Origin of the sequence: Methylobacterium sp. Leaf100 (genome assembly GCF_001422845.1) — a bacterium.
Classification (GTDB): domain Bacteria; phylum Pseudomonadota; class Alphaproteobacteria; order Rhizobiales; family Beijerinckiaceae; genus Methylobacterium.
Map to the genome: position 1 here is coordinate 183,270 of NZ_LMMW01000012.1, position 16,171 is coordinate 199,440.

At 69.1% G+C, this 16,171-nt stretch carries 13 protein-coding genes; 7 read left to right on the forward strand and 6 right to left on the reverse strand.

Annotated features, from left to right (window positions below; all coding sequences use genetic code 11):
- Positions 1–56 precede the first annotated feature (56 nt).
- On the forward strand, positions 57–869 hold the full coding sequence (locus ASF25_RS08900; protein ID WP_056176182.1) for an urease accessory protein UreD: 813 nt from the start codon (positions 57–59) through the stop codon (positions 867–869).
- 61 nt (positions 870–930) lie between these two features.
- On the opposite strand, the gene ASF25_RS08905 is transcribed toward ASF25_RS08900, so the two are convergent.
- The 5 genes from ASF25_RS08905 to ASF25_RS08925 form a co-directional block, all read right to left on the reverse strand.
- Complete coding sequence (locus ASF25_RS08905; protein ID WP_056304387.1) at positions 931–1,860, reverse strand: amino acid ABC transporter substrate-binding protein; 930 nt, start codon at positions 1,858–1,860, stop codon at positions 931–933.
- A 280-nt stretch (positions 1,861–2,140) separates the two neighbouring features.
- Positions 2,141–3,787: a porin gene (locus tag ASF25_RS08910; protein WP_056304388.1), complete on the reverse strand. Its 1,647-nt coding sequence runs from the start codon at positions 3,785–3,787 to the stop codon at positions 2,141–2,143.
- A 773-nt stretch (positions 3,788–4,560) separates the two neighbouring features.
- Positions 4,561–5,178, reverse strand: a complete 618-nt coding sequence (gene eda / locus ASF25_RS08915; RefSeq protein ID WP_056175785.1) for a bifunctional 4-hydroxy-2-oxoglutarate aldolase/2-dehydro-3-deoxy-phosphogluconate aldolase — start codon at positions 5,176–5,178, stop codon at positions 4,561–4,563.
- A 167-nt stretch (positions 5,179–5,345) separates the two neighbouring features.
- The gene (gene edd, locus ASF25_RS08920) at positions 5,346–7,169 is read right to left on the reverse strand and encodes a phosphogluconate dehydratase (protein WP_056304389.1); all 1,824 of its coding nucleotides are present in this window, start codon (positions 7,167–7,169) and stop codon (positions 5,346–5,348) included.
- Between the two features lie 89 nt (positions 7,170–7,258).
- Positions 7,259–8,734: a SulP family inorganic anion transporter gene (locus ASF25_RS08925; protein WP_056304390.1), complete on the reverse strand. Its 1,476-nt coding sequence runs from the start codon at positions 8,732–8,734 to the stop codon at positions 7,259–7,261.
- A gap of 375 nt (positions 8,735–9,109) precedes the next feature.
- Here ASF25_RS08925 and ASF25_RS08930 point away from each other — a divergent pair, with 375 nt between their 5' ends.
- On the forward strand, positions 9,110–10,336 hold the full coding sequence (locus ASF25_RS08930) for a GGDEF domain-containing protein (protein ID WP_348271326.1): 1,227 nt from the start codon (positions 9,110–9,112) through the stop codon (positions 10,334–10,336).
- Here the strand turns inward: ASF25_RS08930 and ASF25_RS08935 are convergent.
- A complete protein-coding gene (locus tag ASF25_RS08935; protein ID WP_056304391.1) occupies positions 10,315–12,180 on the reverse strand; it encodes an ABC transporter ATP-binding protein in 1,866 nt (621 codons plus the stop codon). The genes ASF25_RS08930 and ASF25_RS08935 overlap by 22 nt on opposite strands.
- 154 nt (positions 12,181–12,334) lie before the next feature.
- Between ASF25_RS08935 and ASF25_RS08940 the strand changes: the two genes are divergently transcribed.
- The 5 genes from ASF25_RS08940 to ASF25_RS08960 all read left to right on the forward strand — a co-directional run bounded on the left by ASF25_RS08940 (position 12,335) and on the right by ASF25_RS08960 (position 16,023).
- Complete coding sequence (locus ASF25_RS08940; protein WP_056304392.1) at positions 12,335–12,826, forward strand: tRNA (cytidine(34)-2'-O)-methyltransferase; 492 nt, start codon at positions 12,335–12,337, stop codon at positions 12,824–12,826.
- 87 nt (positions 12,827–12,913) lie between these two features.
- Positions 12,914–13,591, forward strand: a complete 678-nt coding sequence (locus ASF25_RS08945; protein ID WP_056304393.1) for a PspA/IM30 family protein — start codon at positions 12,914–12,916, stop codon at positions 13,589–13,591.
- A 48-nt stretch (positions 13,592–13,639) separates the two neighbouring features.
- On the forward strand, positions 13,640–13,912 hold the full coding sequence (locus ASF25_RS08950; protein WP_056175765.1) for a YiaA/YiaB family inner membrane protein: 273 nt from the start codon (positions 13,640–13,642) through the stop codon (positions 13,910–13,912).
- 66 nt (positions 13,913–13,978) lie between these two features.
- Positions 13,979–14,905 carry an oxygen-dependent coproporphyrinogen oxidase gene (hemF, locus tag ASF25_RS08955; protein WP_056267624.1) on the forward strand — a complete coding sequence of 309 codons (927 nt, stop codon included), beginning with the start codon at positions 13,979–13,981 and terminating at the stop codon, positions 14,903–14,905.
- The gene (locus ASF25_RS08960; protein WP_056304394.1) at positions 14,902–16,023 is read left to right on the forward strand and encodes an AAA family ATPase; all 1,122 of its coding nucleotides are present in this window, start codon (positions 14,902–14,904) and stop codon (positions 16,021–16,023) included. Before hemF ends, ASF25_RS08960 begins: the two co-directional genes overlap by 4 nt.
- The last annotated feature ends 148 nt before the right edge of the window (positions 16,024–16,171 follow it).

The following is a 16,171-nucleotide window of genomic DNA, read 5'->3' on the forward strand; positions in this document are numbered from 1 at the left end:
CGGCGCGCGCCGGCGCACGCCCTGTTGTGACGGCCGGCGACCGTTCCACGCCGCCCATGCGCCAGCGCTCGGACGGGCGCGTGCACCTGCGCGTCGGACGGCTCGGTTCCGACACGCGAATCCTCGACATCGCCGAAGCCGGCCCCTTGCGCGTGCGCCTGCCGCGCGGGCCGGCGGGGCCGTGCGAGGCGGTGCTGCTGAACAGCGCCGGCGGCATCGCCTGCGGCGACCGCTTCGCCGTGTCCGTCGCCGTCGGGCCGGGGGCGGAGCTCGTGCTCACCACCACGGCGGCGGAGAAGATCTATCGCTCCGACGGGCCGAGGACGATCATCGAGACGCGGGTCGCAGTGGGTGCCGGCGGCCACCTCGCCTTCCTGCCGCAGGAGACGATCCTGTTCGACGGAGCCAGTCTGGAGCGCAGCCTCGTCGCCGATCTCGACGGCGATGCGGGCCTGCTCGCGTTCGAGGCGGTGACGTTCGGGCGGGTGGCGCGCGGCGAGCGGATCCGCGAGGGCCGCTTCCACGATCACTGGCGGATCCGGCGCGACGGGCGCCTCGTCTACGCCGATTCGGTGCGCCTCGAGGGCGCGATTGCGGACGCCCTGGAACGGGCGGCCATCGGGGACGACGCCCGGGCGATGGCGACTCTGGTCGACGTGGCGCCCGGGGCCGAAGGCCGCCTGGACGCCATACGGGCGCTGCTCGACGGAGCGGGCGCGCGGGATGGCGTCGAGGCCGCGGCGAGCGCCTGGAACGGGAACCTCGTGGTGCGGTTCCTCGGGAGCGACCCGGCGGCCCTTCGGGCGCTGGCCCAGCACATCCTCGTCGGTTACCGCGGCGGCCCCCTCCCCCGGGTGTGGCAGGCCTGACGCAAAAAGGGGCCCCGGCATCGCCGGAGCCCCTCTCACGAACCGGGTCGGGTGGTTCGAATCAGTAGGCGGCGGGATCGGGGCTGTCGCTCGGGTTGGCGAACGCCTTCACCATGGCCTCGCTCATGGGCAGGTTCAGGTTGATGCCCCGCGGCGGGATCGCCTTGGTGAACCAGGTGTCGTACAGCGCCTTGCCCTCGGGGCTCTTGTAGAGCTTGGCCGTGGCTTCGTCGACGACCGCCTTGAACGGGGCGTCGTCCTTGCGCAGCATGATGCCGTAGGGCTCGGGCTTCGACAGGGCCTCGCTGGAGATGCTGTAGGCGCCCGGCTCCTTGGAGCTGGCGGCGAGCGAGGCGAGGAGCACGTCGTCCATCACGAAGGCGACGGCGCGGCCGGTCTCGACCATGAGGAAGGCCTCGGCATGGTCCTTGGCCGGCAGGATGGTCAGGCCGAGGTTGCGGGCCGTGTTGATCTCGTTGATCTGACGGATGTTGGTCGTGCCCGAGGTCGAGACCACGGTCTTGCCCTTGAGATCGTCGATCTTGTCGAGCTTGGCGGACTTCTTCGACACGAAGCGGGTGGCCGTGAGGAAGTGGGTGTTGGTGAAGGTCGCCTGCTTCTGGCGGTCGGGGTTGTTCGTCGTCGAACCGCACTCGAGATCGATGGTGCCGTTGGCGATGAGGGGGATACGCGTCGCCGAGGTGACCGGGTTGTACTTCACCTCGAGCTTCGGCAGGCCGAGCTTGACCTTCACCGCATCGGCGACCTTCTTGCAGATCTCGAACGCGTAGCCGACGGGCTTCTGATCGTTGTCGAGGTAGGAGAACGGCACCGATGCATCGCGGTAGCCGATGGTGATCCCGTTGGTTTCCTTGATCTTCTTCAAGGTGCCGGTCAGATCGTCGGCCTGGGCAGAACCCACGGCCGTGGCCGAGACCGCAAAAGCAACGAAAGCCGCCGTGACGGCGGATCTTGAATGACGCGAACGCATTGTCAGGCTGACTCCCGGGGGGCGATTGGCACGACGTCCATCGCTGAAGGCGCTTATAGCAAGTTAGCGACGGCCACCGCCGACGCAATCGGTGATTTCCACGGATCTCGTGGAATGCGCACTGTTCGGCGCAACTTGTAACTCGCAACTCGCGTGCCGGACTGGGCCAGGCCGAGACGCAAAAAGGCCCGGCTTCGCAGCCGGGCCAGTTCGTGTTCTCGAAGGTTTGGTGGTCCCGACCGGTCGGATGTCGCAGCGACACCGACCGATCGAAAGCGGCTTAGAAGTCGCGCTGGATGCGCATGCGCATCTGGTAGGTGTCGTCGGCCGTGACCGTCTTGACGTTGCCGTTGGCGAGGTTGATCGCGTTGACGGCACCGTTGGAGCGGGTCTGATCGACCACGCGGCCGCTCTGGACGCCGACCTTGGTGTAGACGCCCTCGACGCCGATATCGAGATCCTTGACGGGCGACCAGATCAGGCTGGCGCCGGCGACGATCTGATAGGTGTCACGCAGCACGGGGCTGACGTTGTAGGACGGCGTGCCGATGATGCCGGTGAACTGCGAGCCGGCGAGAGCATTGAGCACGGCGGCGCTGGCACCGGGGGCGCCGGTCGCCGTGGCGTACGCGAGGGCGTTGTTGAAGCGGGCGCCGCGGGCGAAGCTCAGCTCGCCGTAGCTGGCGAAGATGGCCGAACGCCACTCGGGCGACCAGTAGTGCAGGAACGAACCGACGACGGTGAACGAGGTCGAGAGCTCGATCTTGCCCGTGAGCGGGTTGAGGGTCGCATCCGACATGTAGGGATCGAAGGCGGCGCCCGCGATGGTGCTGGCGCGGGAAGTGTAGGAGCCGTTGTACGAGGAGTAGCCGGTGTAGAGGGTCGCGCCCTCGCCGTAGGCGCCCTGGAGATAGAAGGTGTCGCCCGGGGCGATGAACGGCATGTTGATCTTCACGCCGCCCTGCACGGCCCAGCCGAACTCGGAGGCGGGACGGGCGGTGAAGCCGGCGAAGTTGGCGATCGGCACGCCGGCCGGGGGAGCGCCCGCGGCGTAGCCCTGGATGAAGTTGGCGGTGTTGAGCTCCTTGGCGGCGGCCGAGAGCTGGGCCGAACCCCAGGCGGCGTCGTAGCGCAGGACACCGACGAAGTCCGGCACGCGGTTGCGCTGGGACACGTCGACGGCGCCGAAGACCGGGCGACCGAAGGCATCGGTGCTGATCAGGACGCGCTGCGGCGCAGGCGAGGTGGTGGCCTCCTGCGAGTAGATGGTGTTGCGGCGGAAGCTCGGGTCTTCCAGCGAGACCGTGGCGGAGAAGCCGCCGGTGCCGAGCTTGGTGGTGTAGGCGAGCAGGTTGGTGGAGGCGAGGTCCGAACCGCCGGTGGCGGAGCTGATCTCGAAGTCGTGGGCGTAGAAGTCGAAGAACGAGGAGGCGCGACCGGCGGTGAGGCCGGCGAACTGGATGAAGGCCTTCTCGGTGCTCACGAACTGCTGGACGCGGCCAGCCTGATCTTGGCCCAAGGCGCCGAAGGCGTTGCCGATACGCTCCTGGGTGCCCGAGCGCAGGCCCTGGGTCGAACCGGTGCGGGAGGCGAATTCGAGGCGGGTGAACGCGCGCAGGGTGCCGTAGGCGGTCTGGGTGCGGGCATCGACGTTGATGCGGGCGAGGCCGCGGTAGCCGGTGGTGTCACCGTTGCTGCCGGTGCGGCTGTCCTGCTGCTGGTAGCCGATCTCGAGGCGGGCGCGGCCGGAGAGACGGATGCAGGTCTCGGTGCCGGGAATGTAGAAGAAGCCGGCGCCGTAGGCGGAGCAGACGCGAACGTATTCGATGGGGGCAGCCTTCTTGACCGGAAGGTCGGCTGCGTGTGCTCCAGCGACGGCTGCAAAACCAGCAGCAGAGGCAAGAAGCGAGCTCTTCAAGAGCTTCATTGATATCTCCAAAAGCTTCGAGACCCGAGGGATGAACGATTTCGGGCATGGTGATCCGGCGGACCACGACCCGTGTCGTCCTTATTTTTCAACAGCCGAGCGATGTTCGCTGGTTTGCAGAAGTGTTGCGCTGGCGATGCCCCCAGTGCCCAGTCACTCTGTGCGAGCCGGTTCCGCCGGGCAACTCGAAAACGTGATCAGCACAGCGGTTCCGCTGCCGTGTTGCGGCCATGCAACGTTGCACAGGCGGCTAAGCGTATGACGCACAGGCGGTTTCCGGGCCGCTGCGACGCGCGCCTAGACCTGGACCAGGGAGAACAAACTGCCCTATAACGGCTCAACCTTGAATTATGATTCCGCTTCTAGATTGAAAAAGGCCTAAAATCATTCTTCCGTTGATTTGAATGGCGTTTTCTGAGGCAGGCACGGGATTATTTTCAAGATGGATGCCGAGTCGGAGCCGACGCTTGGCATACCAAGCGATCCCGTCGGGCGATCCCGGTGGATCGGCCATCACGGCCGGGCGGCGTCCACACCCCCTGTGGATGACGCGGGGCCCAGCCTCCCAGCTCCGGGTAAGCCCGTGCGAATCGGGCGACGCCGGGGGATCGGGGTCCTGAGATCCGAAGGCGGCCAAGCGGCTTCGTCCCCCGGGCGTCCCGGGTGACGCAACACCGACGGTCCCCGGCCCGAGGCCCGACCCCGCGCTGTCGAGGCCATGCCCCGAGCGGTTCCATGGCGCCGATGGGCCGGGTGGGACTGCTCGGTCCCCCTCAGGCGGCGCGCAGGCGAGCGGCGGCCTCGGCCGAGCGGCGGATCACCGCTTCCTCGGGCAAGCCCGCGGGCACCACCCAGGAGCCGCCCACGCACAGCACCGGCTTCAGGGCGAGCCAGTCGGGCGCGGTGGCCTCGGTGATGCCGCCGGTCGGGCAGAAGCGGACGGCGTGGAACGGCCCGGCCAGAGCCTTGAGGGCCTTGATGCCGCCGGCGGCCTCGGCCGGGAAGAACTTGAACCGATCAAGGCCGTGATCGAGGCCGCGCATGATGTCGGCCGAATTGGCGATGCCCGGCAGGTAGGGCACGCCCCGGTCGATGGCCGCGCGGGTGAGGGACTCGGTGAGGCCCGGGCTGACGATGAACCGGGCGCCCGCCTGCAGGGCGGCGTCGAGATCTCGCGGGTTGAGCACGGTTCCGGCGCCGACGACGGCGCCCTCGACCCCGGACATGATGCGGATCACCTCCAGGGCGGCGGGGGTGCGCAGGGTCACCTCCAGGGCGGTGAGGCCGCCGGCCACCAGCGCCCGGGCGATGGGCTCGGCATGGGCCACGTCCTCGACCACGAGGACGGGGATGACGGGAACGGAGCGCATCAGCGCGTCGATGCTGGTCATGGGGCGGTCCTCGGGGTTCGGGAAGCGGAGGCTATCATACCAAACGCGTGCGCTCGCCTGGGATCGGGCGGTCGCGACGGGCTCCCCCTCCCGGGAGGAGAGGGAGCCCCCGCCTTGCCTCTCCCTCGCGGAGACACGCGGCGAACCGATGGGCCGGAAAGGCCATCCTACAATCCGGCGGCGGCCAGCATGGCGGAGGCGCCCTGCTCGGCGCCGTCGGCGCCGTGGCGCAGGAAGGCGAACAACTCGCGGCCGGTGCCGAAGGCGGGCGCGGGGGCCGCGGCGTCATCGCGACGATCCCATTCGGCGGGATCGACGAGGACTTCGAGGCTGCCGTCCTCGGCGCTGAGGCGCACCCTGTCGCCGTCGCGGATCTTCGCCAGGGGGCCGCCGCCGAGGGCTTCTGGGCTGAGATGGATCGCCGCCGGGACCTTGCCGGACGCCCCCGACATGCGCCCGTCGGTGACGAGAGCCACGCGAAACCCCCGGTCCTGCAGCACGCCGAGCTGGGGCGTGAGCTTGTGGAGTTCGGGCATCCCGTTGGCGCGCGGCCCCTGGAATCGCACCACCACCACGACGTCGCATTCGAGTTCGCCGGCCTTGAACGCCGCCAGGACGTCGTCCTGGTCGTCGAAGACGCGGGCGGGCGCCTCGATGGTCCAGCGCGACGGCTCGACGGCGCTGGTCTTGAACGTCGCCCGGCCGAGGTTGCCCTTCACGAGGCGCATGCCGCCATCCGTCTGGAACGGGTCGGCGGGGCCGCGCAGGATGCTCTCGTCGTGGGATTTTTCCGGCGCGTCCTCGAACACCAGCGCGTCGTCGACGAGCTTGGGGTCGCGGGCATGATCGCGCAGGCGCGTGCCCGCCACCGTCAGGATGTCATCGTGCAGCAGCCCGGCGTCGATCAGGCTGGCGATGACGTAGCTCATGCCGCCGGCGGCGTGGAAGTGGTTCACGTCGCCCGAGCCGTTGGGATAGACCTTGGCGACCTGGGGCACCACCGCCGAGAGCCGGTCGAAATCCTCCCAGTCGAGGACGATGCCGGCGGCCCGCGCCATAGCGGGCAGGTGGATGGCGTGGTTCGTCGAGCCGCCGGTGGCGAGCAGCCCCACCACGGCGTTGACGATGGCCTTCTCGTCGATGCAGTGGCCGAGCGGCCGGTAATCGTTGCCCGTGGCGCCGATCTCGGAGAGGCGGTGCACGGCGGCCCGGGTCACGGCCTGGCGCAGCTTCGTGCCCGGATTGATGAACGAGGCGCCGGGCATGTGCAGGCCCATCACGTCCATCATCATCTGGTTGGAATTCGCCGTGCCGTAGAAGGTGCAGGTGCCGGCCCCGTGATAGGAAGCGGATTCGGATTCGAGCAGTTCGTCGCGCCCGACCTTGCCCTCGGCGTAGAGCTGGCGGACGCGCTGCTTCTCCTTGTTGGCGATTCCGGACGGCATGGGTCCCGCCGGGATCAGGATCATCGGCAGGTGGCCGAAGCGCAGGGCCCCGATGATGAGGCCCGGCACGATCTTGTCGCAGATGCCGAGCAGGGCGGCGGAATCGAACATGCCGTGGCTGAGCGCGATGGCGGTGGAGAGCGCGATGGTGTCGCGCGAGAACAGGGACAGCTCCATGCCGCGCTGGCCTTGGGTGACCCCGTCGCACATGGCCGGCACGCCGCCCGCCACCTGCGCCGTCGCGCCGACCTCGCGGGCGAAGATCTTCATCTGCTCGGGGTAGCGGCCGTAGGGCTGATGGGCCGAGAGCATGTCGTTGTAGGCCGTGACGATGGCCATATTCATGGTGCGGCCGGCGCGGATCGCCGGCTTGTCCTCGCCGGAGGCCGCGAAGCCGTGGGCGAGGTTGCCGCAATTGAGCATCGGCCGGTGGACGCCGTGGTCCCGCTCGCGGGCGACGAGATCGAGATACGCCGTTCGCGTCGGCCTGGAGCGCTCGGTCACCCGCGCGGTGACGGCGGCGATCTCGGGGTGAAGCTCGGTCATGTCTGGTCCTCGCGTGGTGCGAAGTCTGGCGCGAAGTCTGGAACGCCTTCAGACCACGGCGGCACCGCCGTGGCTACCGGGGCGTCCGGTCAGTGCCCTGAGGCAAGGGTCGCGCCGGGCTTGTCGTGGGTGGCGAGACGCTCGACCAGGGTGGCGGTCGCGGCGTTCATGCCGACGATCTCGACGGTTACGCCGTGGTGGCGGAACTTCAGCACCACCCGGTCGAGGGCGTTGACGCCGGTGATGTCCCAGAAATGGGCCGCCGTGAGGTCGATGACCAGGCGCTCGAGGCCGTCCTCGCGAAAGTCGAAGGCGTCGTGGAAGGCTTGCCCCGTGGCGAAGAAGATCTGCCCCGTCACCCGATAGGTGCGCGTGCCGCCGGTGCGCTCCGAGGCGACGGCGAAGAACCGCGTCACCTTGTGGGCGAAGAACAGGCCGCTCAGCACCACGCCGAACAGCACGCCGCGGGCGAGGTCGTGGGTCGCCACCACCACCGCGACGGTGCCGAGCATCACGACGCTCGAACTCTTGGGGTTGGTCAGCAGGGTGCGGACGGAGCCCCATTGGAAGGTGTTGATCGACACCATGATCATCACGGCAACCAAGGCCGCCATGGGGATCTGGGCGACGTAGGACCCGAGCACCACGATGAGGAACAGCAGGAACGCGCCCGCCCACAGGGTCGAGAGCCGGCCGCGCCCGCCCGACGAGACGTTGATCACCGACTGCCCGATCATGGCGCATCCGGCCATGCCGCCGAAGCACCCGGCGGTGATGTTGGCGAGACCCTGGCCGGCGCATTCGCGGTTCTTGTTCGAACCGGTGTCGGTCATCTCGTCGAGGATGGCGGCCGTCATCAGGCTCTCGAGCAGGCCCACCATGGTGAGGGTGAGCGCGTAGGGCAGGATGATCCGCAGGGTCTCCCACGTGAACGGCACCTGCGGCAGGGCGAAGAACGGCAGTTCCGTCGGCAGGGCCCCCATGTCGCCGACGCGGTGGATCGGCAGGCCGAACGCGACGGCGACGATCGTGAGCAGCACGATGGTCACCAGCGGCGAGGGCACGGCCCTCGTGAGGTACGGCAGGCCGTAGATCAGGGCGAGGCCGGCGGCCGTCATGGCGTAGACCGTCGCGCCCTGGCCCAAGAGTTCCGGCATCTGCGCGAGGAAGATGAGGATCGCGAGCGCATTGACGAAGCCGGTGACGACGGAGCGCGAGACGAACCGCATGAGGTTGCCGAGCTTCAGCGCCCCTGCGCCGATCTGCAGGAATCCCGTCAGGATGGTGGCGGCGAAGAGGTAGCCGAGGCCGTGCTCCTTCACGAGGGTCACCATCACGAGCGCCATGGCGCCGGTGGCGGCCGAGATCATCGCCGGGCGCCCGCCCGCGAAGGCCGAGACCACGGCGATGCAGAACGAGGCGTAGAGGCCGACCTTGGGGTCGACCCCGGCGATGAGGGAGAACGCGATGGCCTCGGGAATGAGCGCGAGGGCCACCACCGTCCCGGCCAGGAGTTCGCGCGTGATATCGGGAGCCCACTCGCTCCGCAGGTTGCGTCGGGTCATGGAAGATCAGTCCGTTCGCCCCGTGCGCGGGCCGGCCCGTTCGGGGCTGCGGCGTCGGGGGATGCCAGGAGGAGGCGCGGCGCCCATGCGGGCATCCGCGCGGAGACGCGGTCCTGTGCAGGCGACCTATGGCGGCCCGAGACGGCAGTAGAGTCTTGCGCGGTCCTTCAGCATGTCCGCCCCATAACACGCGCCTCTCGCGAAGGGAAAGAACGGCCGAAAACCATTGCGTGATACAAGGCCGCGCGGCGTTTACGGTCCTGCAAGCGAAATGTACGAAATTAAACCGAGTCGTACTGCCGGAAGAGACGTGTCGCCCCGATGTTACAGAGCGAAATCGATGCGAACCGGTTTCGTCCCTGGTACAGACTTTCGTTGCCGCCCGACCTCGAAGCGCGGTTCCGGGCCGGAGACGATGCGGGCTCGGGCGCCTACATCCGCTCCTGGCTCCTCGTCTTCATCCTGTTCAACATCCTGTCGCTGAAGCTCGACTACGAGGTGTTCGGACCGGACGCGTTCGCCGTTCCGGCCTTCCTCACCCTCGGGGTGTTCACGCCGGTCGCCTGCCTGGCGATCCTGTCCCTGAACGACCGCCCCTCACCCCTGCGCCGAACCGTGGCGGCGACGGTGACGAGCCTGCTCGACATGGCCATCGTCCTCAACGGCGCCCGGACGGTGCCGGACGGGCATGCCGACGTCTACATGGTCCTCGCGGTGATCGTGCCCCTCGTGGTCGGCCTCATCGCCGCCCTGTCGTTCCGGCACAGCCTCGTGTTCTGCGGCCTCTCGTTCGCGCTCTACCTCGGCTGGGTGGTGGCCCTGCACGAGGGTGACCTCGCCGGGAACGGCCTGCCGCTCCTCGTGGCGAGCCTGATCCTTGTTCCGATCAAGGTGCGTTTCTCGCGGGAGCGGCAGGAGAAGCAGGCGTTCCTCCTGCGGCTCTCCGTGGAAGCGCAGGCCGCCGAACTGACGCAGGCCAATGCCCGCCTCAAGGTCCTGTCGGAGATCGACGCCCTCACGGGCCTCGCCAACCGGCGCGTCTTCGACGCGACCCTGGCTGCGGCGTGGGACGGGGCCGAGGATTGGTGCTGCGTCGTCGCCATCGACATCGACCGCTTCAAGGACCTGAACGACACGGCGGGCCACCCCGAAGGCGACCGCTGTCTCGCCGCCATCGCGGCCGCCCTCGACGGGCCGACGCGGGCGGCGGGGGGCCTCCTCGCCCGCTACGGCGGCGAGGAGTTCATGGCCTTCGTTCCCGCCTGCACTCCGGAAGACGCCCTCGATTTCGGCGAGCGCCTGCGAGCGGCCGTGGAGACCATCGGCTTCCGCTATCGCAAGAACGGCCGCGACCGGACGGTCACCGTCAGTGTCGGGATCACCGCCGCCCATGGTGCGACGCGGGCCTGCGGCGTTCGGCCCTCCGGTCTGCTCAAGGTTGCCGATCTCGCGCTCTACGACGCCAAGAGCCGGGGCCGGAACCGCGTCGAGGCCCGACCCGTCCTGCCTGACGCCGCCAACCGCGATGCCGGACCGCGCGACGGGATCTCGGGCGCGTACTCCGATGCCGGGTCCGGCGCCTATTCGGCCGCGTTCTCGTAGGGCGCCGCCGCCTCGCCGAGGAAGCCGCCGGACTGGCGCTGCCACAGGCGGGCGTAGAGACCGCCCGAGCGGATGAGGGCCGCATGGGTCCCCTCCTCGACGATGCGCCCGGCCTCGATGACGATGAGACGGTCCAGCGCCGCGATGGTCGAGAGGCGGTGGGCGATGGCCAGCACGGTCTTGCCCTGCATCAGGGTGTCGAGGCTGTCCTGGATCGCCGCCTCGACTTGGCTGTCGAGGGCTGAGGTCGCCTCGTCGAGGATCAGGATCGGCGCATCCTTGAGGATCACCCGCGCGATGGCGATGCGCTGGCGCTGGCCGCCGGACAGCTTGACCCCGCGCTCGCCGACCTGGGCGTCGTAGCCGGTGCGGCCCTTGTGATCGACGAGGGCGCGGATGAAAGTATCGGCCTCCGCCAGACGCGCCGCCCGCTCGACCTCCGCCAGGGTGGCGTCGGGGCGTCCGTAGGCGATGTTGTCCCGGATCGAGCGGTGCAGGAGCGAGGTGTCCTGGGTCACCATGGCGATGGCGCTGCGCAGGGACCCTTGCGTGACCTCGGCGATGTCCTGGCCGTCGACCAGAATGCGGCCACTCTCCAGGTCGTGCAGGCGCAGCAGCAGCGCCGTGATGGTGGTCTTGCCCGCGCCGCTCACGCCGACGAGCCCCACCTTCTCGCCCGCCCGGATGTGGAGGTTCAGACGCTCGATGATGCTGGAATCATCGCGCCCATAGTGAAAACTCACGTCCTCGAAGCGGATGTCGCCGCCGGTGACCCGCAGGGTGGCGGCCTCGGGCCGGTCGGTGATGGCGTGCGGACGCGCGATGGTCTGCATGCTCTCCTGGATCACCCCGACATTCTCGAAGATGCCGCGCACGGTCTGCATCACCCAGCCCGACATGGCCATGAGGCGCAGCACCAGGGCGAGGCCGGCCGCCGCTTCGCCCGTGGTCATGCCGCCACGCTGCCACAGGACGAGACAGACGCCCGCCGTGGAGACGATGAGGGCGCTGTTGAGGACGCCCAGCACCGTGGTGGTGGAGCTGACGAGGCGGAACTGGTGCAGGTAGGCGCGTGTGTGAATGTCGACGGCGTCGCGCACCGCCGCGCGCTCCTCGCGGTCGCGGGCGAACAGCTTCACGGTGAGGATGTTGGTGTAGCTGTCGACGATGCGCCCGATGAGGGCCGAGCGGGTGTCGGCCGTGACCAGCGACCGGGAGCGGGCGCGTGGCACGAACCAGCGGGTGAGGAAGCCGTAGGCCAGCACCCACAGGACCACCGGCAGGGCGAGCCACAGGGAGATGGACCCGAACAGGCCCACCGCCGTCACGGCGTAGATCGCCACGTACAGGAGCGTGTCGATGAACACGACGGCGAGTTCGCGCACCGCCGGCCCGACCTGCACGACGCGGTTGGCGAGCCGCCCGGCGAAATCCGCCTGGAAATAGGAAAGCGAGTGGCCGAGCGTGTAGAGATGCGTGCGCCAGCGGATCTGGTTCGTCACCTGGGGCACGATGAGCTGGTTCGACAGGATCTCGTGCAGCCAGATCGTGATCGGCCGCACCACCAGCACCAACCCGGCGGCGAGCAGGATCTTGGTGCCGTGATCGGCCCAGAACGTCGCCCGATCGGCGGTGTTGAGGAGGTCGATGAACCAGCCCATGAGCAGGTAGAGCGACGCCTCGACGGTGCCGGCGACGATCGCCACCAGGAACAAGGCGAGGAGCGCCGCCCGCACGGGCTTCAGGTAGAAGCCGGCGAAGCCCAGCACGGTCTTGGGCGGCATCCGCCCGTCATCGAACGGCGCGAACGGTTCGATGCGGCGCTCGAGCCAGTCGAGAAACATGAGATGTCCGATATGCGGTTGCGGCAGCGCCCTTATAGCTAGGCAGCGTAGGGCCCCTGCCAACCGGAGGCGATGCCGCACGAGAATCCGCCTGCCTTACTTGGTGCTTCCATCCGATACGCCAGCCACCCCTTCCCCAACCGCGACGTCGCCCATGCTCCGCCTCGCCCTCTACCAGCCAGATATTCCGCAGAACACCGGCACCCTGCTGCGCCTCGCGGCCTGCCTCGGGATCGCCGTCGAGATCATCGAACCGGCCGGGTTCGACGTGTCGGACCGGCACCTGCGCCGCTCGGGGCTGGACTACCTCGACCACGTGACGATCACGCGCCACCGCTCGTGGACCGCGTTCGACGGGTGGCGCCGGGAAGCCGGCCTGCGCCTCGTGCTGGCGACGACGCAGGGCGCCCTGCCGTACGGCGACTTCGCTTATCGACCGGACGATTGCCTGCTCATGGGCCGGGAATCCGCCGGGGTGCCGGATTCCGTCCATGCGGCCGCCGATGCCCGGGTGGTGGTGCCGATCCGGCCCGGATTGCGCTCCCTCAACGTCGCCGTCTGCGCCGCCATGATCCTCGGCGAGGGCCTGCGCCAGACGGGCGGCTTGCCCAGCCCTTCGCCGGACAGCGCGCCGGCCCTATTTTGAACGCCGTGCATAATCGCACTTGAACACCGTTCAAATCGTGGCAATCTCCTCCTCGACGGCAGCGCCCGTCGCTCGGGAGACCGCCCCATGTTCAACCTGTTTCGAACCCTCGCCCGTGGCGCCGCCGCCCAGGCCCGGGAAGACCTCATCGACCGCAACGCCCTGCTGATCCTCGACCAGCAGATCCGCGAGACCCGCGTCTCCCTGGAGCGCAGCCGCATGGCCCTGGCGACGGCGGTGGCCGGCGACACGTCCGAGGCCCGCCGCCTCGCCGAGGTGGAGAGCCGCGCCAGGGACCTCGAAGACCGGGCCGTCGCCGCCCTCGACGCCGGCCGCGAGGACCTCGCCCGGGACGCCGCCGACGCCATCGCCGAACTCGAATCCGAAGCCGAGGCCATCCGCACCGCGCGGACGCGGTTCGCCCGCGAACTCACCCGCATCCGCGCCGTGGTGAGCGACGCCACCCGCCGGCAGGCGGAACTGGAGCGGGGCCGGCGCATCGCGGCGGCGGCCGAATCCGCCCGCCGCCTCGGCGTCGCCGCCGCACCGGAGGACCGCGCCACCCTGCGGGAAGCCGAGGCGACCCTGGCCCGCCTGCGTACCCTCCAGGCGCATGCCGCGGACACCGAAGCGGCCCTGGCCGAAGCCGAGCCCGGCGCCGACATCGCCGAGCGTTTGGAGCGCGAAGGGTTTGGGAAAGCGACGCGTCCGACGGGAAGTGCGGTGCTCGAACGCCTACGCCAGCGCGCGACCGCCCAAGCCTGATTCACGCACTTGCCCTGCGAAATACCCCCTTCAAAAAGGACCGATCCCATGACCAACGAAACCACGCAGCATTCCGGCGCCTGGGTCGCCTTCACCTACGCGTCGTTCCTCGGCGCCGCCCTGATGGTGGCGCTCGGCATCCTGTTCATGCCCATCGACATCTGGATGAAGGGCTACTTCGCCATGGGGGTGATCATGCTGGTCCAGTCGTGCATCACCGCCACCAAGACGGTCCGCGACGTCCACGAGGGCCGCCGCATGGTCAACCGCATCGAGGACGCCAAGACCGAGCGCCTGCTGATGTCGGTCGGCAAGGATTGAGGGCGCGGTGACGGCGAGGCGACGGCGAGGATTGAACCGCCGGGATCGATATGGGACATCGGGGCCATGACGCGCCCCGACACGCCCTTCACGCCCCTGCCCGAAGCCGAGCTGACGGCCCTCAAGGGCGAGGCGACGGCGTGGTTCACCACCCTGCGCGACCGCATCGTCGCCGCCCTGGAGACCCTGGAGGACGAGGCGACGGGGCCGTTCCACGAGGACGCGCCGGCCGAGGCCGGACGATTCGAGAAGACGCCCTGGGAGCGCACGGATCACACCGGCAAGCCCGGCGGCGGCGGCACCATGGCGATCCTCAAGGGGCGGGTGTTCGAGAAGGCCGGCGTCCACGTCTCGGCGGTGCACGGCGAGTTCGCGCCGGAGTTCCGGGCGCAGATGCCGGGGGCCGCGGAGGATCCGCGCTTCTTCGCCACCGGCATCTCGCTCATCGCCCATCCGTGGAACCCGAACGCGCCCACGGTCCACATGAACACCCGGTTCGTGGCCACCACGCGGACGTGGTTCGGCGGCGGCGCCGACCTGACGCCGGTCCTCGACCGCCGGCGCAACCAGGACGACCCCGACACGCTCACCTTCCACGCCGCCATGAAGGCGGCCTGCGACGCCCATGCGCCGGCCGCCGACTACGCCCGCTACAAGGCGTGGTGCGAGGAGTACTTCTATCTGCCGCACCGCAAGGAGCCGCGCGGCATCGGCGGGATCTTCTACGATTATCATTGGACCGGCGATCCGGCGGCGGATCTCGCCTACACCCGCGACGTGGGCGGGGCCTTCCTCGAGGCCTATCCGGCGATCATGCGCGCCAACATGGGCACGCCCTGGACGGAGGCGGACCGGCTGGAGCAGCAGGTCCGGCGCGGGCGCTACGTCGAGTTCAACCTGCTGCACGACCGCGGCACCATCTTCGGCCTCAAGACCGGCGGCAACGTCGCGTCGATCCTGTCGTCCCTGCCGCCGACCGTGCGCTGGCCGTGAGCGAGACCGCGCTGCCGACCCGGTTCGCGCCGCAGCAGGATGCGGCGCTGAAAGCCATCGCCGACTGGCGCAAGGGCGGGGGCGCCCAGGTGTTCCGCCTGTTCGGCTATGCGGGCACCGGCAAGACCACGCTGGCCCGCCGCATCGCCGACGACGTCGACGGTACCGTGGTGTTCGGCGCCTTCACGGGCAAGGCGGCCTCGGTGATGCGGTCGAAGGGCTGCCACGACGCGGCGACGATCCACAGCCTGATCTACCGCACCAAGGAGACGGAGGACGGCGGCCCCGCCTTCACCCTCAACCGCACCGGGCCCATCGCCAAGGCCGAACTCGTCATCATCGACGAGTGCTCCATGGTGGATTCCGACCTCGGCAACGACCTCCTGTCCTTCGACAAGCCCGTGCTGGTGCTAGGCGATCCGGCGCAGCTGCCGCCCGTGCGCGGCGGCGGCTTCTTCACCGAGGCCGAGCCCGACGTGATGCTCACGGAGGTCCATCGCCAGGCCGCCGACGACCCCATCGTCCGCATGGCGATGACGATCCGCGAGGGCGGCCGCCTCACCCTCGGCGAGTACGGCCGCAGCCGCGTGGTCTCCCGGCGCAGCCTCGACCCCAACGAAGTGATCGCGGCCGACCAAGTGCTCGTCGGCATGAACAAGACTCGGCGGCTCTACAACAATCGCCTGCGCGAGATCGCCGGCCACACCGGCCCGATGCCGGCGGTGGGCGAGAAGCTCGTCTGTCTCCGGAACGACCGCACCAAGGGCCTGCTCAACGGCTCGACCTGGACGGTGCAGGCCCAGCGCGCGGCCCAGCGCCCCGACACGATCCGCCTCGACGTGGTGCCGGACGACGATCCGGCGCTCCGCCGCCGCCCCGTGGACATCAAGGTGCTGCGCGCGGTGATGTCCGGCTCCGAGGAGGAGATCCCGGCCTTCCTCCGCCGCGAGACCGACGAGTTCACCTACGGCTACGCGCTCACCGTCCATAAAGCACAGGGCTCGCAATGGGACAGCGTGGTCCTGTTCGACGAATCCTTCGCCTTCCGCGAGCACCGGGCGCGCTGGCTCTACACCGGCCTGACCCGGGCGGCGCAGGCGATCACGGTGGTGATGTAGGACCGCGCGACGCGGCAAGAACGCCTCGTGAAGCCAATCGCGAAGGTCGCGGACATGCGGGATTGTTGCCCGACCAAAGTCTGTCCGAAGACGAGCGGCCAGCTCATCAAATCCTCGACACGACCGGATATTAACCAGTGAGTTCATG